The 26453-nt window shown below is 47.3% G+C and carries 24 protein-coding genes and 1 rRNA gene; 15 read left to right on the top strand and 10 right to left on the bottom strand.

Features of this window, described 5'->3' with window-relative positions:
* From CR205_RS18155 to dnaA, 8 genes are all read right to left on the bottom strand, one after another.
* A 16S ribosomal RNA gene (locus CR205_RS18155) occupies positions 1-122 on the bottom strand; the annotation flags it as partial.
* Positions 123-698: 576 nt separating this feature from the next.
* Entirely contained in the window at positions 699-3266 is a 2568-nt protein-coding gene (gene gyrA, locus CR205_RS18150) for a DNA gyrase subunit A (RefSeq protein ID WP_110521542.1), read from the bottom strand.
* Between the two features lie 184 nt (positions 3267-3450).
* Complete coding sequence (gene gyrB / locus CR205_RS18145; RefSeq protein WP_201745420.1) at positions 3451-5361, bottom strand: DNA topoisomerase (ATP-hydrolyzing) subunit B; 1911 nt, start codon at positions 5359-5361, stop codon at positions 3451-3453.
* Positions 5362-5536: 175 nt separating this feature from the next.
* Positions 5537-5821, bottom strand: coding sequence for an extracellular matrix regulator RemB (gene remB, locus CR205_RS18140; RefSeq protein WP_110521540.1), 285 nt, complete (start codon positions 5819-5821; stop codon positions 5537-5539).
* Positions 5822-5830: 9 nt separating this feature from the next.
* Positions 5831-6952 carry a DNA replication/repair protein RecF gene (gene recF / locus CR205_RS18135; RefSeq protein ID WP_110521539.1) on the bottom strand — a complete coding sequence of 374 codons (1122 nt, stop codon included), beginning with the start codon at positions 6950-6952 and terminating at the stop codon, positions 5831-5833.
* Positions 6953-6975: 23 nt separating this feature from the next.
* Positions 6976-7188: a S4 domain-containing protein YaaA gene (gene yaaA, locus CR205_RS18130; protein WP_110521589.1), complete on the bottom strand. Its 213-nt coding sequence runs from the start codon at positions 7186-7188 to the stop codon at positions 6976-6978.
* A gap of 665 nt (positions 7189-7853) precedes the next feature.
* On the bottom strand, positions 7854-8996 hold the full coding sequence (gene dnaN / locus CR205_RS18125; protein ID WP_110521538.1) for a DNA polymerase III subunit beta: 1143 nt from the start codon (positions 8994-8996) through the stop codon (positions 7854-7856).
* A 199-nt stretch (positions 8997-9195) separates the two neighbouring features.
* Positions 9196-10551 (bottom strand): chromosomal replication initiator protein DnaA, encoded by a 1356-nt coding sequence (dnaA, locus tag CR205_RS18120; RefSeq protein ID WP_110521537.1) that lies wholly within the window; start codon positions 10549-10551, stop codon positions 9196-9198.
* A 684-nt stretch (positions 10552-11235) separates the two neighbouring features.
* Between dnaA and rpmH the strand changes: the two genes are divergently transcribed.
* The 9 genes from rpmH (at position 11236) to noc (ending at position 19627) form a co-directional block, all read left to right on the top strand.
* Positions 11236-11373 carry a 50S ribosomal protein L34 gene (rpmH, locus tag CR205_RS18115; protein WP_110521536.1) on the top strand — a complete coding sequence of 46 codons (138 nt, stop codon included), beginning with the start codon at positions 11236-11238 and terminating at the stop codon, positions 11371-11373.
* Between the two features lie 292 nt (positions 11374-11665).
* Positions 11666-12040, top strand: a complete 375-nt coding sequence (gene rnpA / locus CR205_RS18110) for a ribonuclease P protein component (RefSeq protein WP_110521588.1) — start codon at positions 11666-11668, stop codon at positions 12038-12040.
* A gap of 29 nt (positions 12041-12069) precedes the next feature.
* Complete coding sequence (yidD, locus tag CR205_RS18105) at positions 12070-12303, top strand: membrane protein insertion efficiency factor YidD (RefSeq protein WP_110521535.1); 234 nt, start codon at positions 12070-12072, stop codon at positions 12301-12303.
* Between the two features lie 107 nt (positions 12304-12410).
* Entirely contained in the window at positions 12411-13217 is an 807-nt protein-coding gene (gene spoIIIJ / locus CR205_RS18100) for a YidC family membrane integrase SpoIIIJ (protein ID WP_110521534.1), read from the top strand.
* Positions 13214-13831 carry an RNA-binding cell elongation regulator Jag/EloR gene (jag, locus tag CR205_RS18095; RefSeq protein WP_110521533.1) on the top strand — a complete coding sequence of 206 codons (618 nt, stop codon included), beginning with the start codon at positions 13214-13216 and terminating at the stop codon, positions 13829-13831. The genes spoIIIJ and jag overlap by 4 nt, the downstream gene beginning before the upstream one ends.
* 346 nt (positions 13832-14177) lie before the next feature.
* Complete coding sequence (gene mnmE, locus CR205_RS18090; protein WP_110521532.1) at positions 14178-15554, top strand: tRNA uridine-5-carboxymethylaminomethyl(34) synthesis GTPase MnmE; 1377 nt, start codon at positions 14178-14180, stop codon at positions 15552-15554.
* A gap of 147 nt (positions 15555-15701) precedes the next feature.
* Positions 15702-17609, top strand: a complete 1908-nt coding sequence (mnmG, locus tag CR205_RS18085) for a tRNA uridine-5-carboxymethylaminomethyl(34) synthesis enzyme MnmG (RefSeq protein ID WP_110521531.1) — start codon at positions 15702-15704, stop codon at positions 17607-17609.
* A gap of 322 nt (positions 17610-17931) precedes the next feature.
* The gene (gene rsmG / locus CR205_RS18080) at positions 17932-18648 is read left to right on the top strand and encodes a 16S rRNA (guanine(527)-N(7))-methyltransferase RsmG (protein WP_110521530.1); all 717 of its coding nucleotides are present in this window, start codon (positions 17932-17934) and stop codon (positions 18646-18648) included.
* 139 nt (positions 18649-18787) lie between these two features.
* A complete protein-coding gene (noc, locus tag CR205_RS18075) occupies positions 18788-19627 on the top strand; it encodes a nucleoid occlusion protein (protein WP_110521529.1) in 840 nt (279 codons plus the stop codon).
* 80 nt (positions 19628-19707) lie between these two features.
* On the opposite strand, the gene CR205_RS18070 is transcribed toward noc, so the two are convergent.
* Positions 19708-19998 carry a hypothetical protein gene (locus CR205_RS18070; protein WP_110521528.1) on the bottom strand — a complete coding sequence of 97 codons (291 nt, stop codon included), beginning with the start codon at positions 19996-19998 and terminating at the stop codon, positions 19708-19710.
* A 173-nt stretch (positions 19999-20171) separates the two neighbouring features.
* Between CR205_RS18070 and CR205_RS18065 the strand changes: the two genes are divergently transcribed.
* From CR205_RS18065 to CR205_RS18050, 4 genes are all read left to right on the top strand, one after another.
* Positions 20172-20933 (top strand): ParA family protein, encoded by a 762-nt coding sequence (locus CR205_RS18065; protein WP_110521527.1) that lies wholly within the window; start codon positions 20172-20174, stop codon positions 20931-20933.
* Positions 20926-21780 carry a ParB/RepB/Spo0J family partition protein gene (locus tag CR205_RS18060; RefSeq protein WP_110521526.1) on the top strand — a complete coding sequence of 285 codons (855 nt, stop codon included), beginning with the start codon at positions 20926-20928 and terminating at the stop codon, positions 21778-21780. The genes CR205_RS18065 and CR205_RS18060 overlap by 8 nt, the downstream gene beginning before the upstream one ends.
* Positions 21781-21887: 107 nt before the next feature.
* Positions 21888-23039 carry an aminotransferase class V-fold PLP-dependent enzyme gene (locus CR205_RS18055; protein WP_110521525.1) on the top strand — a complete coding sequence of 384 codons (1152 nt, stop codon included), beginning with the start codon at positions 21888-21890 and terminating at the stop codon, positions 23037-23039.
* An 11-nt stretch (positions 23040-23050) separates the two neighbouring features.
* A complete protein-coding gene (locus CR205_RS18050; protein WP_110521524.1) occupies positions 23051-23755 on the top strand; it encodes a DUF554 domain-containing protein in 705 nt (234 codons plus the stop codon).
* A 471-nt stretch (positions 23756-24226) separates the two neighbouring features.
* Here the strand turns inward: CR205_RS18050 and yyaC are convergent, their stop codons facing one another.
* Entirely contained in the window at positions 24227-24856 is a 630-nt protein-coding gene (yyaC, locus tag CR205_RS18040; RefSeq protein ID WP_407923581.1) for a spore protease YyaC, read from the bottom strand.
* A 91-nt stretch (positions 24857-24947) separates the two neighbouring features.
* Here yyaC and CR205_RS18035 point away from each other — a divergent pair, with 91 nt between their 5' ends.
* Positions 24948-25976, top strand: coding sequence for a YkvI family membrane protein (locus CR205_RS18035; RefSeq protein WP_110521521.1), 1029 nt, complete (start codon positions 24948-24950; stop codon positions 25974-25976).
* Between the two features lie 89 nt (positions 25977-26065).
* Positions 26066-26260 carry a DUF951 domain-containing protein gene (locus CR205_RS18030; RefSeq protein ID WP_110521520.1) on the top strand — a complete coding sequence of 65 codons (195 nt, stop codon included), beginning with the start codon at positions 26066-26068 and terminating at the stop codon, positions 26258-26260.
* Positions 26261-26453 lie beyond the last annotated feature (193 nt).

The following is a 26453-nucleotide window of genomic DNA, read 5'->3' as shown; positions in this document are numbered from 1 at the left end:
CGTGTTACTCACCCGTCCGCCGCTGACGTCAGGGGAGCAAGCTCCCCATCAGTCCGCTCGACTTGCATGTATTAGGCACGCCGCCAGCGTTCGTCCTGAGCCAGGATCAAACTCTCCGTAGAAAGTTTGATGTCACTGACATCAAAATAAAAATTTATTGACGGGATATCTTAAAATATCCCACGTTTCGCTTGGCTTTTTGTTTAGTTTTCAAAGGTCACTTAAGCGCTTCTGTTTGAAGCGACTCAATTATCATAACATTTCCGAACCTTAAGGTCAACCGTTTTTCTCGAAAAACTTTTTTCCTTTGAAACGAATTTGATATTTTGTAAGAAAAGCGTTTGTCGCGTTTTCGCGGCAACAGAAATAAATATACCATAGGGAAATAAGGGTTACAATACTTTTTTAAATAATATTTGAAAATAATTTTAATCAGATACAAAATATCAATTGGCTGACTACAACTAAATAGTAGGAGTTTGATTTGTATTGCGTAGAATGAATGCAGTTCCACAAGTAATGTCCGTGGCTAGAGGAGTGCAAATTGCGCAGCGTATTACGTTTTTTGTTCCGGCGTAATAAGTCTATCCCCTCTGTAAACATTCTTTAAACCTCTTTTTATATTTTTCCTCAATTTTTTTTGACACGAAAAAAGAGCCCCCCGCGCTGGGAGGCTCTTTTTGTTTGGACTGGAAACACTATGATTCTGTCCGGTCATCGTCATCTGTTTCTGATCCGGCATCATCGGATTTTTCAGCGTCAGGGGATTCATCTGCCTGTACTGCTTCCCCTTCTATTGCTTCTTCAATGCTGTCCTTTTCTTCTGCTTCATCGACTTCTTCATCTTCAATATTTACTAGTGCCACTGTAGACACGTGCTCTTCTCCGCCGACGCGAATCAGTCTTACACCTTGGGTGTTTCGGCTCGTCTGTGAAATTTCGTTTACATGCATTCTGATAATAACGCCTGAATGGGTAATAATCATCAGGTCGTCATCTTCGGAGACAATCTTCAATGAAATAAGATCACCGTTTCTGTCGGTCAGGTTGCACGTCTTAATACCTTTACCGCCCCGGCTCTGAACTCTGTACTCATCGATCTTTGTCCGTTTCCCGAATCCTTTGTCGGTCACGATCAGGACATCCCTGCCCTCTTCAATAATATCCATTCCGACTACCTGATCATCTTCCTGCAGGGTCACACCTTTTACACCTGCAGCTGTCCGGCCCATAAGACGGACATCTGTTTCATGAAATCGGATTGACATGCCTTTTTTCGTTCCTGCAATCATTTCCTGATTTCCATCTGTTAAACGGACCCCGTGAAGCTCGTCCTGGTCTCTCAGGTTGATCGCGAAGAGTCCGACACGTCTAATGTTGGCAAAGTGGGATAGAGCTGATCGCTTGGCCACACCATGCTTTGTCATGAAGAAGAGGTAATGGTCCTCTTCAAAGGACTCAATCGGAATCACTGTACTGATATATTCATCTCGCTCGATCTGAAGCAGGTTAATGATTGGAATTCCCTTGGCTGTACGGCCGAGATCCGGAATTTCGTATCCTTTCAGGCGGTACACTTTTCCTTTGTTCGTAAAGAACAGGAGGACGTTATGGGAGTTTGTAATAAACAGATGCTGCACAAAGTCATCATCATGAGTTCCCATCCCCTGTATGCCTCGGCCCCCGCGTTTCTGGCTGCGGTAGGTTGAAACAGGCATACGCTTAATGTAGCCGTTATGACTGAGGGTAATAACAACGTTCTGACGGGGGATCAGATCCTCATCCTCAAAGCTGTCTTCCCCTGCAGAGATTATTGTACGGCGGTCATCTGCATAACGGTCTTTAATATCAGTCAGCTCTTCGCGGATGATCTCCAGAACTTTTTCCTCATCTGCGAGAATGGCCTTCAGTTCCTGAATACGTGCAAGAAGATCCTGATATTCTGACTCGATCTTATCCCGCTCCAGACCAGTAAGACGCTGAAGACGCATATCCAGAATTGCCTGAGCCTGCTCGTAGCTGAGCTCGAAATTTTCCATCAGTCCATTACGGGCAATATCTGTTGTCTGGGAACCGCGGATCAGCGCAATAATCTCATCAATATGATCAAGAGCAATTCTGAGACCTTCAAGAATATGAGCGCGGGCTTCTGCTTTCTTAAGTTCAAAGGCAGTGCGGCGACGGATCACTTCAATCTGGTGATTAATGTAGTGAATCAGGACTGAACGGATATCAAGTACTTTCGGCTGCCCGTCCACAAGCGCAAGTGTATTAATCCCGAAGCTCGTCTGAAGCGCTGTCTGCTTGTAAAGGTTGTTCAGGAGCACGTTCGCATTGGCATCTTTACGAAGCTCAATCACGATGCGCATTCCTGTACGGTCTGACTCGTCACGAAGATCGGTAATGCCGTCGATTTTTTTGTCGCGGACCAGGTCGGCAATTTTTTCAATCAGCCGGGCCTTATTTACCTGATACGGAAGCTCTGTGACGATAATTCTCGGCTTGCCTTTAATTTCGTCGATTTCAGCTTTTGCCCGAATAATAACAGAGCCTCTCCCCGTTTCATAAGCCTTGCGGATACCGGAAATACCGACTATTTCTGCAGCTGTCGGAAAATCGGGACCAGGGATGTATTCCATCAGATCCTGGTTTGTCAGATCTTTGTTCTTACTGAGGGCAAGGACACCGTCGATTACTTCTCCCAGATTGTGCGGCGGAATGTTCGTGGCCATTCCGACGGCAATCCCGGAAGCACCGTTTACGAGAAGGTTCGGAAATCTTGCAGGCAGAACAACCGGTTCCTGTTCGCTTCCATCATAGTTATCCCTGTAATCAATCGTATCTTTATTGATGTCGCGGACAATCTCCATGGATATTTTAGCGAGCTTCGCTTCTGTATAACGCATAGCCGCTGCTGCATCACCATCCACAGAACCGAAGTTTCCGTGACCGTCGACAAGCATGTTGCGGTAGCTGAAATCCTGTGCCATCCGCACCATCGTCTCATATACAGCCGAATCACCGTGCGGGTGGTACTTACCGATAACTTCTCCGACGATCCGGGCAGATTTTTTATATGCTTTATCCGGTGTCATCCCGAGTTCATTCATCGCATACAGAATCCTCCGGTGAACCGGCTTGAGCCCGTCACGCACGTCCGGCAGGGCGCGGCTGACGATAACGCTCATGGCATAGTCCATGAAAGATGTCTTCATTTCCTGCCCGATATTTATCTCTTTTACTCTGGATTGATCTTGCTCAGACATTGCATGTACCTCCGTTTTCTCCTGAGTCAAAACGGGTCGGTATGATCCGTTCAGCTTCTTACCTGATATTCAGATTCACTTTTTCTGACTAACGGGTATGTAAAAGCCTGCTCTTGTACAGCCGGGTTTCTGCTGTGAAGCGCCGTACTGCACAGAGCCTGCATATCAGTTTTTTTATGTGACGTTATACGTCAAGGTTTTTCACATAATGGGCGTTTTCCTGAATGAAATCGCGGCGCGGTTCAACACGGTCTCCCATTAGTGTCTCAAAGACTTCGTCTGCCAGCATCGCATCTTCAAGAGCGACCTGCAGCACAGTACGGTTGGCCGGATCCATCGTTGTTTCCCACAACTGGGTCGGATTCATTTCCCCAAGACCCTTATAGCGCTGCAGTCCCGGCTTCGGTGATTCCGGAATTTCACTCATAATCCGTTCCATTTCCTTTTCGTTGTACGCATAATACACCTGCTTGCTCTGCTGGATTTTGTAGAGCGGAGGCTGCGCAATGTAGATATAGCCCTCTTCAATAAGTGGGCGCATATAACGGTAAAGGAACGTCAGCAGCAGTGTTCGGATGTGGGCGCCATCAACATCGGCATCCGTCATAATGATGATTTTATGATAACGGGCCTTGGTAATGTCAAAATCCTCACCAATCCCTGTACCGAGAGCTGTGATAATCGCACGGACTTCATTGTTGGAAAGGATTTTGTCGAGACGTGCTTTTTCCACATTTATGATTTTACCGCGCAGCGGGAGAATAGCCTGAAAATGCCGGTCACGGCCCTGTTTTGCCGATCCTCCGGCAGAGTCACCCTCTACGATGTAAATTTCGCTGATTGACGCGTCTTTAGAAGAGCAGTCTGCTAATTTCCCGGGTAATGAGCTTACTTCAAGTGCTGATTTCCGGCGTGTCAGCTCCCTTGCTTTCTTCGCAGCGTCTCTTGCCCGTGAAGCAAGAATACCTTTTTCAACAAGCTTTCTTGCTACAGACGGGTTCTCAGCCATGAATTTGGTCAGATGCTCGGAGAAGAGGGAATCTGTAATCGTTCTCGCTTCACTGTTTCCGAGTTTTGTCTTGGTCTGTCCTTCAAACTGCGGATCCGGAAGCTTTACAGAGATGATAGCTGTGAGGCCTTCACGCACATCATCACCGACCAGGTTCGGATCGTTTTCTTTGAACATATTATTTTTACGGGCATAATCGTTAATGACACGGGTTAGAGCTGTTTTAAACCCTGACTCATGGGTACCGCCCTCGTGAGTGTTGATGTTGTTGGCAAAGGAATAAAGATTGCTCGCAAAACCTTCGTTATACTGAATCGCAATTTCTATGGCGATGCCTTCTTTTTCACCTTCAAGAAAGATCGGCGGCTCGTGAATCGGCTCTTTTGTACGGTTCAAATGTTCCACAAACGAGGCAATACCGCCTTCATAGAAGTATTCCGCTTCCTTCCCGTTTTCCCGCTCGTCCGTAATGAAGATACGAAGTCCCCGGTTAAGGAAAGCAAGCTCGCGCAGGCGGTTTGCGAGAATATCATAATCAAAAACGGTTGTTTCAGTGAAAATATCAGGGTCCGGTTCAAATCGGATAATTGTTCCCTGTTTGTCCGTCTCGCCGGTGACTTTCAGATCTTCTTGCGGCACACCCTGTTTAAACGCCTGGTAGTAAACCTGACCGTCTTTGTGAACTTCCACTTCAAGAAGGGTTGACAGGGCGTTAACAACCGAAGCCCCTACTCCGTGCAGTCCTCCGGATACTTTATATCCGCCGCCGCCGAATTTACCGCCCGCATGAAGCACAGTCATAATGACTTCAACGGCTGGACGACCCATTTTTTCGTGAATCCCGACCGGAATTCCCCGGCCGTTATCTTCAACGGTAATGCTGTTGTCTTCACCTATGGTTACACGGATGGTGTCGCAATGACCGCCCATGGCCTCATCGATACTGTTATCGACAATTTCCCACACGAGGTGATGAAGCCCTCGAACGCTGGTAGAACCGATATACATCCCGGGTCTTTTGCGTACGGCCTCCAAACCTTCCAATACCTGAATCTGACTTTCATCATACGATTGCTGCTGATCGATGGTCATACTCTTCACCTGCAATTCTCTGCAGCTTACGGCTGCATGAATAGTATTAAAAATATTGATCTGTTACTATTCGGACGCTGTGTGCACCAGTGAGTCCCCCTTTGGGGAATTAATGCCGCCCGTCCGCTTTCCTTCATGGTCCTGACTAATCATTTATAAATGCAGTCTTTTATTCTGCCGTTTCCGACTGTCCGGCTTCTTCTTCTTCAATATCCACGGCCGCATTCGCCCTCCGCTTCAGAGTAAGAGAAGAAATAGGTGACAGATATACCTGCCCTTCGGTAATCACCACAGACTTTATTGTGTCTGCTGAAATTTCGGTTACCTTTTTCCGCCTTCCGTGTTCTGTCAGGAACTCCTCGTTGTCCTGTGACATCCCCCGGCTCTGATGATCCAGGATGGCCACCACGTCTTTTGAACGGATGACGGTATCACCGCCTAAATGGATAAACATCCTGACACCTCAATCCTTTCGTTTTGCCATACCCTGATCAACATAGTAAATACGGGCGTTCTCAAGCGTTTCATGGTGAATGCCCTCCACACTTGTTGTCGTCACAAACGTCTGGACTTTCCCCTGTATGGCGCTGAGAAGATGCGACTGGCGGAAATCGTCCAGTTCGGAAAGAACGTCATCAAGAAGAAGGATTGGATATTCACCAACTTTTTCATAGATTAACTCTATTTCTGCCAGTTTAAGTGATAATGCCGTTGTGCGCTGCTGACCCTGGGATCCGTATGTCTGAATATCCCGCCCGTTAACGTCAAATCTAAGGTCGTCACGGTGCGGGCCGATCAATGTGGTTCCCCGGTAGATTTCACGGTCACCGGTACGGCTGAACGCTTCTTTCATCCTATCTTTCATTGTCGACAAGTCCATCTGTTCTGATACGTTACAGGATGGAATATATCTGATCTCCAGTCTTTCAAGCCCGCGGCTGATTTCTTTATGAATGTCCTCAGCCCACACCTGAAGTCTGGAGAGAAAAGAAAATCGTTTTGAAACAACTTCGACTGCGGAATCAATCAGCTGGTCTGTCATTACATCCAGCATGGTCTCGTCATAATCTTTTCTCGATTTCTGAAGATTTTTAAGAAGCTGGTTCCGCTGTTTAAGTATTTTATGAAAACGGGCCAGGTGGTAGAGGTAGACGTTATTAATCTGTCCGAGTTCCATATCAAGGAACCGTCTTCTCACCTGGGGGCTGCCTTTTACAAGATTCAGATCTTCCGGGGCAAACATAACGATATTGCATGTCCCTATATAGTCACTGAGCCGCTTTTTTTCCAGGTGATTTAGCTTTACTTTTTTGCCCTTTTCAGAAAACACCACTTCCATCTGAAGTGGTCCTGTCCGCTTCGTGAGTTTTCCCTGAATGCGTGCAAAATCCTGATCCCATCGAATAAGCTCTTTGTCCCGCGGCGTCCGGTGGGATTTAGCAAGAGCCAGCACATAAATCGCTTCCATGAGATTTGTTTTGCCCTGGGCATTCTCCCCGATGATCACATTGACTTCATTTTCAAAGGTAAGGGTGGCTTCCGGGTAGTTTCTGTAGTTTTTCAGCGCCAGTTCGTTAATGTGCACAGCTGACCCTCAGTCGGACAAGGCTACTCCAGTACAAACGCTTCGCCGCCTTCCAGTCTGACAATGTCACCTGGATACAGTTTTCTTCCCCTGCGGTCCTCGGCTTCATCGTTTACAAATACATCATGCTCCTGAAGAAACCATTTCGCCATCCCGCCGGTGTCTATTACACCTGTCTCTTTCAGAAGCTGACCGAGAGTCAAAAACTTACCTTCAATTTTCACTGTTTCTTCCATCAGGGTCACTCACTTTCCTGACATTCAATTTTGCCTTTTCACCTGTTTCTCAAATAAAAGCGCAAATGTCTCAAACTATATTGTACTAAAAATGCGTGCTTTAGCCAACTCTGCGTGCAATTTCTTCGTCTCTGTCATTATACCCTTACGACAAAATCCGTGTAAATCAGTCAAATATTACAAATCATAAACACGCTCCTGCAGTTTCAGCATAGTATTTACCCTGTTTACTTGTTTCCTTTCCCGCATTTGCTGATTATTCCAAGGACTTCTTTACAAAAGCTGCTATGTTTTAATTCCGTGGAGATCCTAACGCAGTCCTGAACGGCAGGGAGATCAAAAAAAGCCGCCGGCCAAAGCCGACAGCGACAAGGATCTGCTATACGAATAAGCTGCGTGCTTCTTCGGTGCAGAATGTTTTTTTTAAAAAAGTATAACTCTTAGTGAGTAATCCTCTATTATGCCCAGTTGAACGCCAGCAGTGAGACTCCTGCGGCAGTGAAGAGCATTGGCATCTCGATTAAGCTTCGATTTGCTTCGACACAGCCAGCTTCGAAGCTTTGCTTGAAGAGGAAGAAGCAGGCCGGCACCGCCGCGGAAAGCGAGCGGATGGCGTTCAGCGGGGCTTCGCAAAACTGAAGGAAAGGTATACTCATTTTTAAAATTTAATAAGTCCGAACAGGTGAGAACAGATGGAGCGTGTAGTCATGGTCCACCGGTTTAAGAACGAACGGGCTCATGGCTCCTGTAAAATCAATGTGAATCTCGGAGGAATCTACGACTTTCAGAGCATCGATCAGGTTCTTCCCGTTAAAGGAGATGCGGAGTTCCTCACCGGTTAGTTCAATACTCTGCAGGTCTTCCGTTACTTTTCCAACTTCAGGTGTAACGGAGGTGATTTCCACATGGCCGTTTTCCATCGTTTTTAAATTCACGACATTGTTCTTTCCGTCTCTTGAGAGAAGAAGCGCTCGTTCAATCGCCTGCAGAAACTGCTTCGTATCCAGTTTAACCCCTGTTTTTGATGTGGTGGGGATCATATTTTGCGTTGCCGGGTAGTTACCGTCAAGCAAGCGTGAGAAGAACAGAATGTTCTCTGCTTTAAACAGGATCTGATTTTCAGTCACGATAATATCAATCCAGTCCTCTGTGTCATCAAGAATCTTGTTGAGCTCGGTCAGACTTCTGCCCGGGATAATCACATTGGAAAAAGAAAAGTCATCTGTGTTCGTATCTACTTTTGCTTTTCGCATAGCCAGGCGGTGGCTGTCTGTAGAGGTACAGGAAAGTTCACCGTTTTCAACCTGCCAGTGGACACCTGTTAACACCGGACGTGTTTCCACGGTGGAAACGGCAAATCCTGTCTGACGGATGATGTTTTTAAGGAGATCTTTAGGAAGTTTAAACACACTGTCCTCTTCGATCTGGGGCAGGCGCGGATACTCTTCCGGATCCAGTCCGTTGAGATTAAAAACAGAAGCCCCTGATTTCAGCGTCGCGGCAAACTGGTCCTGCACAGTGAGTTCAATCTGGTTTTCCGGAAGCTTTTTTACGATTTCGGCAAAAACTCTTGCCTGCAGTACGATACTGCCTTCTTCTTCAATTTCCACATATTCATTTTCATCATCTTCTTTTGGAATAAAACACTCAATTGAGATATCCGAATCACTGCCTGTCAGCGTGACCCCCTCGTCTGTCGCATCAATTTTAATTCCTGTAAGGATCGGATGCGTCGTTCTTGAGGAAATAGCTTTCGTAACGTGCTGGACGCTCTGGACAAACTGCTCTCTTTGAATCGTAAATTTCATCGTCTTTTTTCCTCACTTTCATTCATAAGTCAGGAGACTCCTGAATAGTATTAATAGGTTATAGAAATGACGTAGTAATCGTATTAGGGCCTGTGAAGATGTGGATAACCCATCATGAAGCCAACGGGCGCAAGTTATCCACCTGTGGACAAGCTGTTGATAACTTCAGTGGTTTTATTCACATTGTGCACAGTCTGAACTACAGGGATTTCAGCTGTTCGGTAATTTCCTGTACCTGTTTCTGCAGATCCTGATCAGTTGTCAGAAGCCTTGAGATTTTTTCATGGGCGTGAATGACCGTAGTATGGTCCCGGCCGCCAAATTCACCGCCGATTTTAGGAAGTGAACTTTCTGTAAGCTCACGGGAAAGGTACATGGCGATCTGCCTTGGAAATGCGACTGTTTTTGTTCGTTTCTTTGCTTTCATTTCCTCAATTCTTACTTCAAATGTTTCTGCAACCAGCTTCTGAACGTCCTGAATGGTAATCGTCTTCGGCTTGGAATTCGGAATAATATCTTTAAGTGCAACTGCAGCAAGATCGGCATTCATATCCTGATTAATCAAAGAGGAATAGGCAACGACGCGGATGAGCGCCCCTTCCAGTTCACGAATGTTCGTATCGATCTGGTTGGCAATGTAGAGCATCACTTCATTAGGAATATCAAGGTTCTCTGCTTTTGCCTTTTTCCTCAGGATCGCAATTCTCGTTTCCAGATCAGGAGGTGTGATGTCGGTAATCAGGCCCCATTCGAACCTGGAGCGGAGCCGGTCCTCAAGTGTCGGAATTTCTTTAGGAGGCCGGTCACTGGAGATGACGATCTGTTTTCGTTCCTCGTGCAGCGCATTAAATGTGTGGAAAAATTCCTCCTGGGTCTGTTCTTTACCCGCCAGAAACTGAATATCGTCAATGAGAAGAACATCTACATTACGGTATTTGTTCCGGAAATGCACGGCTTTATTGTCACGGATAGAGTTAATAAACTCATTCGTAAATTTCTCAGATGACAGATACACGACCTTCGCATCCGGATTATGATCAATGACATAATGACCGATCGCGTGCATCAGGTGGGTCTTTCCTAGTCCAACCCCACCATAAATAAACAGCGGATTATAGGCTTTTGCCGGTGCTTCTGCCACTGCAAGTGATGCTGCATGGGCAAAGCGGTTACCGCTGCCGATGACAAACGTATCAAACGTATATTTCGGATTGAGCACATGTTTTGGCGTCTCGTCATCCGTTTTAACAGCTGCTTTTTTCGGCTGCTTCATTTTTTCTATCAGCTCGAGATTCTGCTCCTGTTCATCTTTTGGAATTACAAATTTCACTCGCAGTTCTGCTCCTGTAATTTCCTGAAGTGTTTCTGCAATCAGACCAGAATAACGGTTTTCCAGCCAGTCCCGTGCAAATTCATTTGGTGCAATAATCGTAATGCTGTCCTGGCCGACTGCTTCTGCCTTCGTCGACTTCAGCCACGTTTCAAAACTTGGTTTGCTGACTTTTTCCTCAATATTTTTTAATGCCTGTTTCCAGAGATCGTTTAAATTCTCCAACCGTTTCCCTCCTTTAACACTCAGCCTGTTACACAACAGAGGAGCCGGTTGTCCGCATTCTGCGCCGGCTTGTACAACAATTGTATAATACTGTTCGTTCGTGTCGAATATATATGAATGTACATGCATTGTGGAAAAACATTATTATAGTAGAAAGATGGTCATGCACGTCGTACACACCCATGTGGATAAAAATATACAGAGCAGGTGAACAACTATCCACACAGTTGTACACAGCTGTGGATAGAATTTATTTTAACACAGGTTCTCCACTGAAAAAACAAGAATATATTTTCGGGCAACCCTAAAGGCAGCACGAAGCCTGTGATGTTATCCACAGTATTCAAGGGGTTGTGGTGTGTTTTTGTCCACAACACCAGATCATGTGTAAAAGTTGTCGAAAAAGCTGTGTGGAAAAAAAGAATTCTGTTGAAAGTTGTCCACAGCCCTCAAAAGTCCGGAATGTTTAATGAAATGTGTAATGGTAAGTCTGCCTGAGATCAGTCTTTTTATGCCGGAAAAGAAGGAATGATGGGACAAGTTTTTTTAGGATCTGTAAAGGAAACCAGGGGAAAAAGAAGGAGAAGGAAGAATATGTTTCAGGCGAAGCCTTGACAATTGGCTCCGTCCTTTTTATACTTTACAAGACTGTTTATATGGAAATGTCTCAGGAGGTGTAAATAGATGGGTAAACCAACCTTTAATCCAAACAATCGTAAGCGTAAAAAAGTACATGGATTCCGCACGCGGATGAGCACGAAGAACGGACGCAGAGTTCTTGCGAGCCGCCGTCGTAAGGGAAGAAAAGTACTATCTGCTTAAAAAAGGCCACTGACCGCTCAGTGGTCTTTTTTTCCGCAGCCGTCTCCTTTTGGAGCGGGAGCGGATCAAGCTTATAAAGGAGAGGGAACACGGGACATAAGGTCCTTTGTTCCCCTCTTTCTTGATTGGGCAGCTGTCTATGCTGTCTATAATGTAAAACACGGCGTATGTATGCCCGGAGAGAATCTGGTTTTTTCAATGCCTATTGTATATAATGAAATTTGAGTTTGATCAGCGTTCCTCTACTATTATAAAGGAACAAAACAGAGCACGGAGAGCTGAGGTGGCAGAATTGAACAAACGGTACCGGCTTAAAAGGAATGAAGATTTTCAGCTGGTTTTTAAGCAGGGAAAGTCGGCTGCCAACAGGCAGTTTGTCATCTACCACCGGCAGAGTGAGCGCGAATCCAGCTTCAGGATCGGTCTTTCCGTGAGTAAGAAAATTGGTAATGCTGTAACCCGCAATCGGATTAAACGGCTGATTCGTGAAGCGGTCCGCGAACTTGAACCGCGGATGAAAAAAAAGCAGGATTACATTATTATTGCAAGAAAGCCTGCAGCACAAATGGGCTTTCATGAAGTGAAGCAGAGCCTCCTTCATGTTATGAAGCGCGGGCGGATCATCGCTGTGCCGCTAAGGGATACAGTAAAGGAAAAACGGCGTTAATTGGCTTCCTTTAAAGGAGTGATCACGGGATGCGTCAGGTTTTTATCGGTCTGATCCGCTTTTATCAGAAATACATTTCCCGTTTCACACCTCCGTCGTGCCGGTTTTATCCGACATGTTCCCAGTATGGAATTGAAGCTTACCAGCGCTTTGGCGTTTGGAAAGGAACATGGCTGACGATTAAAAGAATTGTGAAATGTCAACCCTTACATCCAGGTGGAATTGACCCTGTTCCAGAAAAAAAAGACCGGCAGCGGTCTTGAGTTTATATAACAGAACGGTCCGTCAGAGGATCCGATCTGATTTGAAGCAGAAAAAGGGACTCATTATGAAATATTGAAGTTTGAAGAGAAAGCAAGGAGGATCCATCGTGTTAAAAAAATTAGGATTAACGTCGGTCTTAATCGGTTTAATGGTAATTATGACGGGCTGTTTCAACATTAATGAACCGATTGACTCAGATACGTCGGGAATTTGGGACTCGTTTTTTGTATATCCATTGTCGTGGCTGATGGTTGAATTAGCTGCAGTCTTTAATAACAGCTTCGGAATTGCCATTATTATTGTTACCATCCTGCTCCGTATTCTGATTCTGCCCCTGATGATCAAGCAGACGAGAAGTACGAAAGCGATGCAGGCCCTGCAGCCTGAAATGGCAAAACTGCGTGAGAAATACAGTGCCAAGGATCAGCAGACCCAGCAGAAACTGCAGCAGGAAATGATGGGTATGTTCCAGAAACATAATGTAAACCCTCTTGCAGGGTGTTTTCCAATAATCATCCAGATGCCGATCCTGATTGCATTTTACCACGCAATCATGCGTACACCTCAGATTAACCCGGGAGTGGATCCGACCGTCAATTACGATCCTCAGCAGTTCCTCTGGTTTGAACTGGGACAGGCAGATCCATATTTCATTCTGCCTCTAATTGCGGGGGCAACCACGTTCCTTCAGCAGAAGATGATGATGGTAACGGATAACCCGCAGATGAAAATGCTTATGTATATTATGCCGGTCATGATTATGGCGTTTGCCGCATTCTTCCCGGCAGCTCTTGCCCTTTACTGGGTTATCGGAAATATCTTTATGATTGTACAGACGTACTTTATTACCGGCCCGAATGTCGGAAAAGATAAAGATGGCGCGCCGGATACAGGGGGAGCGAAGACTAAGTGAAAAAAGTGACTGTTTCAGGTAAAACTGTTGAAGAAGCCATTGAACAGGCTCTTGCAAAGCTGAAGGTATCAAGGGAACAGGTCGATGTGAAGGTGCTCGAGGAAGCCCAGAAAGGTTTTCTCGGCATTCTGGGCGGCAAGCCTGCAGTTGTGGAAGCAGAGGTCAAGCCCGATCCTGTTAAAGAAGCCTTGAATTTTCTCCGTGAAACCATTCAGCACATGGGTGTTACGGCAAGTGTAAGCGAGGAAGCGGTCAAGGACGGTTTAAGGTTCGAGATATCCGGAGAAGAAATCGGTCTTCTGATCGGAAAGCGCGGCCAGACACTCGACTCTCTTCAATACCTTGTCAACCTGGTAGCAAACAAACATTCGAATGATTATCTTCGGATTGTGATTGATGCAGAAGGATACCGGGAACGGCGGAAGGAATCACTTGAAAAACTTGCTCTAAGACTTGGAAACAAAGCGGTAAAGACCGGTCAGGAAGTCCGTCTGGAGCCGATGAATGCACATGAACGCAAGATCATTCATACGACCCTTCAATCCGTAAAAGGGGTAGGCACTTATTCCGATGGCGAAGAGCCGAACCGGCGGATTGTTGTTACACCGAAGTAACTTCACAGTCACCTGAGATTGTCACAAAAGATAAGTTAAACCACTGCAGATGCAGTGGTTTTTCGTTTACTATGCAGTGCAGCAGAGCATTATTTTTATTCCGCGGCAGAATTCAGGTAAACTCATATATAGAATGGGGTAAACAGATAACATTACACTCTTTAAAGGCTGCCGGGATGAATACACGAGGAATGGACCATGATTAGGATAAGAGGTATTTTCACACTGTCATTTGTGGTATTCTAATATTTTGGAGACAGTTTTATTTTTAGCACACATTTAATTATGATAGATGCTGTTTAAAGAGGAACAGTGGACAGACGGAAAATGAAATGAGGTGATGCAGATGGAACTGGACACTATCGCAGCAATTTCAACGCCGATGGGCGAAGGAGCGATCGGCATTGTAAGAATTACAGGTGACAAAGCAATTCCAATTGCAGACCGGCTCTATAAAGGCCGCAGGAAGCTTGGGGAAGTGGAGTCCCATACGATTAACTACGGTCACATTACGGATCCAAAGACCGGAGAAACAGTGGAAGAAATCATGGTCAGCGTCCTGCACGGGCCCCGCACATTTACAAAAGAGAATATGATCGAGATTAACTGCCACGGCGGTCTTGTTGCGGTCAACCGAGTTCTCCAGCTTATTCTGAATGAGGGAGCGCGACTTGCAGAACCAGGAGAGTTTACGAAGCGTGCCTTTCTTAATGGACGTATCGACCTTTCCCAGGCGGAAGGTGTTATTGACCTGATCCGTGCGAAAACGGACCGTGCCATGAATGTGGCTATGAGCCAGGTTGAAGGACGGCTCTCCGGGCAGATTCAGAAACTTCGTCAGGAGCTTCTTGAAACGGTGGCGCACGTAGAGGTAAACATCGACTACCCGGAATATGATGCCGAAGAAGTGACATTGGGGCTGCTGAAAGAAAAAGCAGGTGCAGTTAAAACAGAAATTGACCGGCTGCTCCAGACTGCAAGTCAGGGTAAGATCCTTCGGGAGGGCTTATCCACGGTCATTATCGGCCGGCCCAATGTGGGGAAATCATCGCTTCTGAACAGCCTTGTGCACGAGAATAAGGCTATTGTAACGGATGTGCCCGGCACGACAAGAGATGTGATTGAAGAGTACGTCAACGTCAGAGGTGTCCCGCTTCGCCTGCTGGATACAGCGGGGATCCGGGAAACAGAAGACGTGGTTGAACGGATAGGGGTTGAGCGTTCCCGTAAACTGGTACAGGAAGCCGAATTATCCCTGCTTGTTGTAAACTACAATGAGCAACTTACGGAAGAGGATGAGAAACTGTTTGCCGTTAGTAAAAACCGGGATTCGATTATTATCGTCAATAAAACGGATCTTTCCCGGGAAATAGACATGGATCGTGTTCGGGAACTTGCCGGCAGCCGTCCGGTTATTACGACTTCGCTCCTGAAGGACGAAGGGATTGACGAACTGGAAGAGGCAATCAGGGAAATGTTCTTTGAAGGCGGTATGGAATCGGGCGATTTAACGTACGTATCGAATTCCAGACATATCGCGCTTCTGAATGAAGCAAGCCGTACTATTGATGATGCACTGTCATCTGCTGAAGCCGGCATGCCGGTCGATATGGTACAGATCGATATCACAAAAGCCTGGGAACTGCTTGGTGAAGTAATCGGAGACAGTGTAAATGAAAGCCTGATCGATCAGCTTTTTTCCCAGTTTTGTCTAGGGAAATAGTTATCGGCGATATGTTGTCAGTCATCACTGGAAAAAATGGAACAGCAAGCTGTCAGACAGAGCCTGAATCAGGCGTATCGCCACGCGATATGCCAATCATTTGGAAAACAGACGTATGAAAACGTCAACTAAAAGGAGGTCATCAGCATGAACTACCAGGGTGGAGAGTTTGATGTCATTGTCATCGGTGCCGGACATGCAGGTGTGGAAGCAGGACTTGCATCTGCCCGTATGGGTGCCGATACCCTGATCCTGACGCTGAACCTGGATGCTGTGGCATATATGCCGTGTAACCCGTCGGTGGGCGGTCCCGCCAAAGGGATCGTTGTCCGGGAAATTGACGCACTGGGCGGGGAAATGGCGAGAAATATTGATAAGACACACATTCAGATGCGGATGCTGAATACAGGTAAAGGACCAGCTGTACGAGCCCTTCGTGCACAGGCAGACAAATTCCTTTACCAGCACGAAATGAAAAAAACGATAGAAGAGACAGAAAATCTTCTGCTTCGCCAGGGAATGGTGGAGGAACTCATCATTGAGGACGGCGTATGCAAAGGCGTTGTCACGCAGACAGGTGCTGAATACCGTTCCAAAGCTGTGGTTGTAACCACAGGGACCTATCTTCGCGGAAAAGTCATCCTCGGAGATCTTGCTTATGACAGCGGGCCGAACAATATGCAGCCGTCGGTCAATCTGTCCCATAACCTTCAGGAACTCGGGTTTGAGATGGTCCGCTTTAAAACAGGCACACCTCCGAGAGTGAACAGCCAGACAATCGATTATTCCAAAACGGAAATTCAGCCTGGCGATGATGTGCCACGGGCATTCTCATACGAAACAACGAAATATATTACCGACCAGTTGCCGTGCTGGCTCACGTATACGAACGATGAAACCCATGAAATTATTAACGGCAACCTGAGCCGTTCCCCAATGTATTCCGGTATGATCGAAGGAACAGGCCCACGTTACTGTCCGTCGATTGAAGATAAAATCGTCCGGTTCAGTGACAAGCCACGTCATCAGATTTTCCTTGAACCGGAAGGACGGAACACATCAGAAGTGTATGTTCAGGGATTGTCCACCAGCCTTCCTGAAGACATTCAGCTGAACATGCTGAAAACGATTCCCGGTCTTGAGGCTGTGCGCATGATGCGGCCGGGCTATGCCATTGAATACGATGCGATTGTACCGACCCAGCTGTGGCCGTCCCTCGAAACAAAACAGATCGATTCCCTGTTTACAGCAGGTCAGATTAACGGAACGAGCGGCTACGAGGAGGCTGCAGGCCAGGGCCTCATGGCAGGAATAAATGCAGCGCTGAAGGTGCAGGAAAAAGAACCAATGATTCTTGATCGTTCTGAGGCCTATATCGGCGTCCTCATTGATGATTTGGTCACAAAGGGAACGAACGAGCCTTACCGCCTTCTCACTTCCCGTGCAGAGTACCGGCTGCTGCTGCGGCATGATAATGCAGATCTGCGCCTCACAGAGCGGGGCAGAGACATCGGGCTTATTTCCGAAGATCGTTTTGCACGATTTGAAGAGAAAAAAGCAGCCATCGCAGCAGAAATCAAAAGACTTGAAAAAACAGTCATTAAAGATACAGATGAAGCGCAGGAGGTGCTTGCCACTGCATCTTCGACCCCGCTTAAGGATGCCATTAACGCCACGCTTCTTCTCAAGCGTCCTGAAATTTCATACAGTCATGTGGCAAAGCTTGCCCCGCCGGAAACGGCACTCGACGAAGACGTAGCGGAACAGGTTGAGATTCAGGTGAAGTATCAGGGATATATCGCCAAGCAGATGGAGCAGGTTGAGAAACTGAAGAAGATGGAAAATAAGAAGCTTCCAGAAGATCTCGACTACTTTGCCATCAACGGTCTGGCATCAGAAGCGAAACAAAAGCTGTCGGAAGTACGGCCCCTTTCCATGGCCCAGGCTTCCCGCGTATCCGGGGTCAATCCGGCTGACGTATCTGTACTCCTTGTGTACCTTGAGCAGGGACGCCTGAAAAAAGTGCACGCATCAGGTCAGGCTAAAGAGGCTTAATGAAAGGCGCTGTTAAAGTTTAATGTTGATATTTTTCTATCGTCGATTGAAGCGAACGCGCGACACTCCTGCGGGAACAGCGCCGGCTGAAGACCCCGCAGGGTGCTCTTCCCGAGGAGGCTGAAGCGGTGCCCGCGGAAAGGGAGCGCAGAGAGCGGAAATCAACAACAGACTTTTAACAGAGCCTAATGAAAAGCCTATTTGAGAGATCGACAGTGATTTTTCCAGCAAAGTCAATTTATTAAAAACTGTATGAGGCCGGCTCCGGCTTCGTGCAGTTGCCATTAAAGCCGGTGCAGTACCGGTAAGAAAAGGTGAGACGATGAACCGAGAACAATTCCGGCAGGAGTTGGCAAAAAGAGATATTGTCCTGAACGATGATCAGGCAGCCAAGTTCGAGACATACTTCAACGTTCTGACCGACTGGAATGAACGAATGAACCTGACTGCAATTACAGACCGGGACGGTGTATATCTTAAACATTTCTTTGACTCCCTATCTGCTGCTTTTTATTACGATTTTAAGAGTGTTCAAACGGTAGCTGATATTGGTGCAGGAGCAGGATTTCCAAGTCTGCCCCTGAAAATCTGTTTTCCTCATTTGGATGTAACGATTGTAGATTCGCTTAACAAGCGGATTACGTTTCTGCACGCTCTGGCAGAAGAGCTTGAGTTAACGGGGGTATCTTTTTTTCATGACAGGGCAGAGCAGTTTGCCAGAAAAAAAGAGCACCGCGAACAGTACGATCTTGTAATGGCCCGTGCAGTGGCCCGCCTTCCGGTCCTTAGCGAGCTTTGTCTGCCTCTTGTGAAAAAAAATGGCACATTCCTGGCCATGAAAGGGGCAGGCGGGGAAGAGGAAGTGGGAGAATCAGAGAAGGCGTTCCGTCTTTTAGGAGGCCGTCTGCGGCGAACTGACCGCTTTCTCCTGCCTGAAGAAGAGAGCGAACGTGTGATCGTCCAGGTTGAAAAAATGAATCCCACCCAGAAAAAATATCCCCGAAAGCCCGGAACGCCAAACCGCCAGCCCCTTCTGTAAGGCAGACCAGTCCTGACTTTCAGGGGGCCTGTGACGAAAAAAGTAGGATTTTGAACTATTTGTTTTGCCGTGATGGAGCAGGATTTCTGTCATTAAATCAAGAATTGGAGTAAGGTAGTTTTGAGAAGGTGGTGTCGCCATGAAGCAGTCATTTTCGCGCTTGTTCGGCTTAAGCGAAAAACAGCAGGAAGAAGTGGAAGTGAGTGACAAGGAGGAAGTTCATCAGCTTCCGGTTGCCGAAATAGTCCCGAACCGGTTTCAGCCGCGTACGGTATTCCAGGATGAACGTATAGATGAACTGGCCCAGACAATCAGAACTCACGGGATTATACAGCCAATTGTAGTCCGTGAAAAAGATGGAAAATACGAAATTATTGCAGGGGAAAGACGCTGGAGGGCTGTTACCAGACTCGGCTGGAGCACAATTCCCGCAGTTATTAAGAATTTCAATGATTCACAGACAGCTTCTGTTGCGCTGATTGAAAACCTGCAGCGTGAAGGACTTACATCAATCGAAGAGGCAACTGCTTACGCCAAACTGATTGATATTCACGGTCTTACCCAGGAGAGCCTTGCGCAGCGGCTCGGTAAAGGCCAATCAACGGTTGCCAATAAGCTGAGGCTTCTGCACCTGCCCCAGCCTGTGCAGGAGGCCCTGTTAAACAGGCAGATTACAGAGCGGCACGCTCGTGCCCTTATTTCGCTCAAGGATGAAGAAAAGCAGACCAGACTGCTTGAAAAGATTATCGAAGAAGAGCTCAATGTGAAACAGACAGAAGAGCAGGTTAAACGGATGCTTGAACCGAAACCGGAAAAGAAAAAGCCGATCCGGAAAGGGTACTCCAAGGACATGCGCCTGGCGATGAATACGATCCGGCAGTCTCTTGATATGGTTGCCAAGTCGGGAATGGAACTGGATACGGACGAGGAAGAAAACGAGGAATATTATCAGTTTACAATCCGCATACCGAAATCTTAAAGCAAAGGTGATCCCTGGGTGAACGGCTCCGGGACCACCTCTTTTTTTTCCTTTACATGCGGCCGTTTCTGCGGATAGTGTTAAACGCCGTCATTTTCTGGGAGTGGTAAAAAGTAAACGATCGTTTTTCCGTGCAGTGCTGCCTGCAGCCGGTAGACGAGAGTGTGTCCCTGCTCGTTTGCCTGTGCAGTCGTCACTTTCTGCGACTGCGCAGCGTCAAACCAGGCGTTAACAGATTTTTTCACAAGATCGTCGACAGGAAGACCGTTAACTTGTATATAATTTCCACACAGCGAGCAGGCCACAGGACTTTCATCGTCTGCAAGCTGGAGGTGGATCGATTCAAGAGGATTCTCGCATAAACAGATCATCGGAAAATCAGCCTTTCGAAATAGGAATAAATCATAGGTATTTTATCATTTTTTCAGAGACGGCAACCGCTTTTCAGCCCAATTCGTGATAAAATAACCTCAGATACTGAATATTTCAATAGTTGACCGTTATACAGCAGGAGCATAGAAAGTCAGAGCAGGTAGGTGAAAAGATGGGGAAAGTCATAGCCATCGCAAATCAGAAAGGCGGGGTCGGAAAAACGACGACAGCCGTCAATTTAAGTGCGTGTCTTGCTAACGAAGGGAAGCGTGTTCTCCTTATTGATATTGATCCGCAGGGTAATACGACAAGCGGTGTAGGAGTAGATAAAGGGGACATTGACGAATGTATCTATAACGTGCTGGTGGAGGACACACCTTCAGCCCAGGTGATTCTGCCGACAGCAACGGAAGGATTGTCCATTCTTCCGTCCACGATCCAGCTTGCAGGGGCTGAAATTGAACTCGTTCCGACTATTTCCCGGGAAGTGAGACTCAAAAAAGCAATTGATCAGGTGGCAGACGATTATGACTACATTGTGATAGACTGTCCGCCGTCACTCGGGCTTCTCACAATCAACTCGCTCACAGCGGCTGACTCGGTTCTGATCCCGGTACAGTGCGAGTATTACGCTCTTGAAGGTCTGAGCCAGCTTTTGAATACGGTGAGGCTCGTTCAAAAGCACCTGAATCAGAATCTTGCGATCGAAGGTGTCCTTCTTACCATGCTAGATGCGAGAACGAACCTTGGCATACAGGTAATTGAAGAAGTGAAGAAATACTTCCGCGAGAAGGTCTTCCGAACGATCATCCCGAGAAACGTCCGACTCGGGGAAGCACCGAGTCACGGGGAGCCGATTATTACGTACGATCCCCGCTCAAAAGGGGCAGAGGTTTATACAGAATTAGCGAAGGAAGTGGTGTCCAATGGGTAAAGGACTTGGTAAAGGCATACAGGCTCTTTTCCCTGATTCATCCGAACAAAGGACGGAAAGGGTCGAGGAAATCCCTGTAAGCGACATCCGGCCTAATCCGTATCAGCCCCGGAAGCATTTCAGCGAAGAAGCGATCGGGGAACTAAAGCGCTCGATTGAACAGCACGGTGTGCTGCAGCCGGTTATTGTGCGAAAAAGCATTAAGGGATTTGAACTGGTCGTCGGTGAAAGACGCTTTAAGGCTTCCAAGGCAGCGGGACTTAAGGAAATTCCTGCGGTGGTACGGGAACTGAATGAAGATGAAATGATGGAAATTGCCCTCATTGAAAATCTCCAGCGCGAGGATCTGAATGCACTGGAAGAGGCAAAAGCGTACCAGAAGCTGCTCGAGCACCTGCAGGTGACACAGGATGAACTGTCGAGGAAGCTCGGGAAAAGCCGACCGCACATCGCTAACCATCTGCGGCTTTTGCAGCTCCCGGAAATGGCACAGGAGTTTCTTGCGGAAGGAAAGCTTTCCATGGGGCACGGGAGAGCGCTTCTCGGTCTTAAAAACAAAGACAGCCTTACAGGAGCTCTCCAGAAAACAGTGAAAGAAAAGCTGAGTGTCCGGCAGCTTGAAGAATATGTGCAGAAACTCAATAAAGAAGTTTCACGTGAAACAAAAGATTCAAAGCGGCAATTGACACCGTATGTTCGGGAACGTGAGGCTTCCCTGAAAAAGTATTTCGGTACAAATGTACAGATTAGACAGGGAAAGAAGAAAGGAAAAATAGAAATTGACTTCTTTTCCGAAGATGATCTGGATAGGATTTTAACGCTCCTTGACAGGGAAGAAGAAGAGTAGACGATAACGATGGATCGCAAAAAGGAGTGTAGAAGAAGGCCTGTAGTGCCTTTTTTCGGCACACTCCTTTTTTTCAGTCTTGCAGAAAGAGAAGAGGGGGCATCAGGATGATTTATCTGGATCAGGCAGCGTCAAGCTTTCCAAAACCGCCTTCCGTTTCCAGAGCGGTGTGCGAAGCGATTGATGAATATGGCGCCAATCCCGGGAGAAGTGGACACCGACTGGCCCGACGTGCTTCTGACACGATCAGCCGGGCAAGAAAAGAACTGGCGACTTTTTTTCAGTGCAGCCAGGCTGAACGGGTATTGTTCTATCAGAATGCGACACAGGCACTGAATCAGGGAATACTGGGACTGGATCTTACCGAAGGAGACCACGTGGTTGCTACGGCCTATGAGCATAACTCGGTCAGGAGACCCCTTGAGTGGCTGAGAGAGGAAAAAAAGGTCCGGATTACGTACATCATTCCTAATGAAAACGGTGTATTTACCAAAGAGCAGTTAGAAGAGGCATTAAGACCTGAAACCCGGCTTGTGGCAGCCACTCATGGTTCGAATGTGACGGGGTCCATCACACCGGTTCAGGAATGGGGAAACTGTCTTAAAGACAGGGACGCCGTCTTTCTCGTTGATGCTTCTCAGACCGCAGGAGTCCTTGATATAAGAATGGAGGACTGGTCAATTGACCTGCTTGCGTTTCCCGCCCATAAAGGGCTGCTCGGACCCCAGGGGGCCGGTGTTCTGATTGCCGGCAGCCGCCCTTCATTGAAACCGATTATTTTCGGAGGAACCGGCAGCCATTCTGAAGAACCACTGCAGCCTGACGTATGGCCGGCAGGGTTCCAGAGCGGTACTCTGAATACACCAGGAATCGCCGGGCTTCTTGCCGGCCTTGAGGAAGTAAAGTCAATTGGCCTTGATACCATTCGTAAAAGGGAAAAGGAGATGACGGACGCTCTTCTCACCGGACTTTCGAACATGCCGGGAATCCGTGTCTATACAGTTAAAGGCGCAGAACGGCTCGGTGTCGTATCGTTTAAGATGGAAGGAGCAGATGTTCATGAAGTGGCGATGATTCTCGATGAGCATTACGACATCGCAGTCAGAGCTGGACTTCATTGTGCCCCTTTGGCTCATCAGGCACTGGCTACTGCCGACATAGGACTGATCCGGGTGAGTGTTGGGCCGTACAATACCATAGATGAAATCAGCTCTTTTTTGAACGCACTTGAAGAAATCAGGGAAGGGCTTGCAGAATAGGAGACAGCAGCATGGTTTTAACAGGGACGATTGTTAACGGTCTGGCGATTATCATCGGTGCCAGTATCGGAGTGAAACTTCAGAAAATCCCGTCAGGTATGAAGGACACGGTAATGAAAGCGATCGGACTTGCCGTCGTAATTTTAGGTATCTCAATGGCTCTGGAAGGCCAGCAGTTTCTTCTGGCAATTTTCAGTCTGGCAATCGGAGGCATACTTGGTGAGTGGATGGATATTGAAGGGAAATTAAACCAGGCAGGGGCTGTTCTTGAACGTAAACTGAAACGCCCTTCGTCTGAAGGGAATTTTGCCGGAGGTTTTGTAGCGGCGACGCTGCTTTTCGTCGTGGGGGCCATGGCGGTTATCGGAGCGCTGGACAGCGGCCTGCGGAACGACCATTCTGTTTTATACACGAAGAGCCTTCTTGACGGTTTTTCGTCCATGATTTTCGCAGCAACAATGGGGATCGGAGTTTTATTTTCGGCTGTTCCGGTCGTTCTTTACCAAGGCTCGATCGCACTGGCGGCAGCTGTCATTGTCACTTATGTCCCGAATTCACTGATGGATCTTTTTATCGCTGAAATTACAGCAGTGGGAGGGATCATGATCCTGGCAATCGGGCTCAATATTCTCGGAGTAAAACCGGTGCGGGTGGCGAATCTTCTTCCGGCCATTCCTCTGGCTGTGCTGTTTGTCTGGGTGATGAGCCTGATTTAATACACAGGGCATACAAAAAAGATGCCATAAAATGACTGAACTGAAGCTTCGCTTCACGCCGTCCGTTCGCTTTCCGCGGCGATGCCGGCAAGCCTCCTCGGCTGTGCCTGCGGGGTCTCGCCTGGCCTCCATTGCCGCAGGAGTCTCACTGCCGTCGTGAAGCTACGTGCGTAAGAACCTGATCATTCTTATTAGCTGTGTTCGGATAGATTGTTGCCATTGACCGAATTAATTTAAAGCGGAAGGCGGCGACTCCAGCGGGAACAGCAACAGCCGAAGACCCCACAGGGTGGTTTTCCCGAGGAGACTGAGGCGTTGCCCGCGGAAAGCGTCCGACTGCAGCGTAAAAAACAACAATCTTTCCGAAAACAGCCTTTTTATTTACCATGGTGTCACACCGCATGTAATGTCTTTAAGCAACGAAAAAGGGCATACAAAAAAGCGTTTCCTTTTGAGGAGACGCTTTTTCTTTTATCCCTGCTGCTTCGGAGCAGCAGGCAGTATAGGCCAACTGAATTTTTTTCTCGGGGCCGCAAGCTCTCTGGAGGCTTCCAGGATCGCCTCACCCATTACACCAGCCATTTCCATCACTTCAGAGAGACGAGTGTTCTGCAGCACCATCATCTCCATTACACCGCCAACGTTGACAATACCGGTCAGATGAACATCGCCTACAGGCGGCAGCTTTTTATTTACTGCCGATCCGGGTTTAAGCGGGCCTTCTCCGAAACAGATATAGCCCACGCTTGTGGAACGTCCGAGACAGGCGTCAACCGCGATGATGTAAGGATCCTGATGTGTGTTTTCGATTCTCTTTAGTGTATCTTCCAGGTTCACAGCATGAACCGGGCTTCTCAGCGTACCGTATACGGTCCAGGTGCCAAGGCCGTTTTCTTCCAGTTTCGTTCCGATGAGAGGACCGAGACTGTCTCCTGTCGACCTGTCTGAGCCGATGCAGACAACCACAAGTTCTCTTGGTCTGGCAGTTGAAACCGCATGTCTTACCTGCGCCGCCAGTTCCTTTGCTGCATGAGTTTCTTTTACATGGATGCGGTACGGCGTCTGGCGGCGATTTTTAAAAAGTTGTCCACGAAACATCATACAACCCCCTTTTCCCAAATAGTATTAACAGTATACGGAATCTTTCGCAGATCTATACACCCGAAAACGGAAGGAAATGGGGAAAGAGATCATGTGGTTAGCAGGGTTTAAATGGATGTTTCTGATTATCGGCACCATTATTGGAGCAGGATACGCTTCCGGCCGGGAACTTTGGGAATTTTTCGGCAGCGAAAGCGGCCTGGCTATTGTTTTGTTTGCGATCCTTTTCTTTATTTGCTGCAATGTGCTGATGACGATCAGCTATGAGCAGAAAAGCGGTCATTACCTGCCTGTCCTCCGTGAACTGATGGGCAGGCGGCTTACCGGTCTGTACGACGGAATGATTATCCTTTATCTTTTTTCTGTGACCGTTATTATGATTGCCGGGGGAGGGGCGACCCTTGAGGTGCTTCATATCCCTTACTGGTACGGTGTGCTGATCATTTCGGGTCTTCTGGTGATGCTGTTTATCTGGGGAATATCCGGCATGACCTCCATGAACGCGGTGATCATTCCTGTGCTGATCGTTTTTCTTGTGGGCACCCTCATAACGTTTCAGTGGACAACCGGGTTCGAAATTACGTTTAACCTGGAGGCACAGCACAACTGGCCGACCGCATTCACATTTACAGCCCTCAATATTCTGCCCCTGGTCGCTGTACTGGCGGCGGTGGGCAGTAAAATCAGGCACCCTGGTGAAATTTGGATCGCAAGCGGCGGAAGCGCTTTGATTATGGGGATCATATCGTTTCTGTATAACGAGTCGCTCCTGGTGGTGGCCCATGAAGTTATGTTATATGAAATACCCTTATTTGCCATTCTGAAGCATTATCCGTACTTTATGGTCCTTGTCATGTCAGGCCTTTTGTGGGCAGCTATTTATACAACAGCAGCTTCAGGGATGCTCGGTTTATGTACAAGACTCAGAGAGTATATGGGGCTCCCGTACTGGCTCATCTCCCTGATTCTTGCTCTTGCCATGGTTCCGCTCACCACGATTGGATTTTCCACACTCATCTCCATTCTGTATCCGCTTTACGGCGTTTTGAACCTGTATATTCTCGCGGCGATTCTTCTTTATCCGATTCTGAATAAGTTCGATGAAGCCCCGCTGAGATAATGGATAAAATCCCGTGGTCCAACCCTTACCGTTCCGCCTGCGGTCATGTATAATGGGAAAAGGAAATTCAGAACGGCGAGGTGACAGGGATGGAAAAGCAGTTCGGTCTGCGGGATGTCGTGGAAATGAAAAAGCCCCATCCGTGCGGGGAAAACAGGTGGAAAATTATCCGAATGGGAATGGATATCCGCATCAAATGTCTCGGGTGTGACCACAGCGTAATGCTGCCCCGCAGGGATTTTGCGAAGAAAATGAAAAAAGTACTCGAACACCATGAAGAATAACAGAGAGTGCTTTAAGAGGAGACGGTCCTTTTAAAGCACTCTTTTTTGTCATATTGGGGTCAACCATCAGGATTGACTGAAGATGTCCCTGCGTGTGAACATCATGCCCTTGTCTTTTTGAGGGGATATCACTATAATTGTTAAGGGTGTAATAGCGTTTTTTTTATAATAAACATTCAAATTTCAGTGTTCC

It is taken from the genome of Alteribacter lacisalsi, from assembly GCF_003226345.1.
GTDB lineage: Bacteria > Bacillota > Bacilli > Bacillales > Salisediminibacteriaceae > Alteribacter > Alteribacter lacisalsi.
The sequence above is the reverse complement of the archived record's forward strand: the minus strand, read 5'-3'. Positions and strand labels throughout refer to the sequence as shown.